1 protein-coding gene and 1 pseudogene are annotated in these 1,510 nt (G+C 42.3%); both read left to right on the top strand.

Annotated elements, in window-relative coordinates; translation table 11 throughout:
* Nucleotides 1-375 (top strand): annotated as a pseudogene (locus JGK16_RS32590) (transposase); the annotation flags it as partial.
* 170 nt (nt 376-545) lie between these two features.
* Nucleotides 546-1,510 (top strand): transposase (locus JGK16_RS32585; RefSeq protein WP_293203599.1); only part of this gene is annotated, 965 nt, incomplete at its 3' end.

Raw genomic sequence — 1,510 nt, 5'->3', positions numbered from 1 at the left:
TGGGGGCATTAATAATTAAAGAAAGGCTAGGAACCAGCGACAAAGAAACGCTAGAACAAATAAGAGAAAACCCATACCTACAATACTTTATAGGCATGACAACCTATAGTGATGCTGCACCATTTGATTCATCCATGTTTGTTCATTTTAGGGAGAGAATAGGAGTCAACCCGAGGAAATAAAATTAACGAAAAAATGGTCAAAGAGCAGACCGAAGTGCCAGGAGTTATCGTCGAAAAAGAGTCATCAGAAATAAGTGAGCCCAAAAATCAAGGAAAATTAATATTAGATGCAACCTGTGCGCCAGCCGACCTTAAATATCCGACCGACTTAGGACTATTAAATCAAGCAAGAGAGCATACTGAAAAAATTATAGCTGTAGTTTAGACTAACCAAAGATGAGAACGGTGGCAAAAGAAGAACTAAAGCCACCGCACCAGGAGAGAATGAGGGTGAAAAAGAAAACCTATCCACTCCTTAAATGAACAGTGAACGATTAAAGGACTTTCGTCAAGCAGCATACGATTTCAGACCGAAAAAAACTGATGCTGCTGTATCTAGAGCAATTACAGAAAGAAGCAGCCCCAACGGAACATATATTAGTAGCAATCGACCACACTGCATGGGAGAGAGCAGATGCCAAAACGTTACAAGATAGAACCCATGAATATCAAAGAGGTGTAATTGTGGGGCAGGGGTACAGTACCATTGCGTGGATACCTGAAGAAAAAGGAAGTTGGGCATTACCCCTGCTCCATGAAAGAATTAGTAGCGGATCTTCACCCATACTTCAAGCAGCTTCCCAACTTAAACTTGTCTGTGAACAGAGTGTCAATCCAGTTTTAGCAGTTTTAGATCGAGAATATGGGAATGCAAGCTGGGTACTGGCACTAACAGAAGCGGACATCCCTGCTGATTGCTTAATGAGAGTCCGAAAAAATGCCTGCTTATGGTCAGCACCACCAGCATATAGTGGTCGCGGTAGACCACCCAAACATGGTCAAAAAATGAGACTCAATGACCCAACCACATGGCTTCAAGCGAATACAGAGATTGAAATTGATGAACATCCAGATTTGGGAAAAGTCCGAGTCAAACAATGGATTGACTTGCATTTTTATCGCGCCCCTGGACAAAAAGTCAATTTAATCCTGGTGGAAAGAATGAAGCCCATGTCAAATGGTCAGCCGTTTCCACCCTTATGGTTGGCTTGGGTTGGAGAACGAACTCTACCTTTGGAAATAGTCTGGTTCAAATATTTACGACGTTTTGGAGTCGATCATTGGTATAGGTTTGCCAAGCAAAGATTGCATTGGACATTGCCTAATTTGAGAACCCCTGAACAATCCGAGCGTTGGAGTGATTTAATGCCGTTGATGAGTTGGCAACTGTGGCTGGCCAGAGATTTAGTAATCGAGAATAGACTTCCTTGGCAATCTGCTAATATCAATTTAACCCCTGGACGTGTTGCCCAATCAATGTTTTCGCTTTTAGTTGACATTGGTACTCC

This window comes from Microcoleus sp. PH2017_09_SFU_O_A (assembly GCF_020738625.1).
In the GTDB taxonomy this organism is placed as follows: domain Bacteria; phylum Cyanobacteriota; class Cyanobacteriia; order Cyanobacteriales; family Microcoleaceae; genus Microcoleus.
The sequence above is the reverse complement of the archived record's forward strand: the minus strand, read 5'-3'. Positions and strand labels throughout refer to the sequence as shown.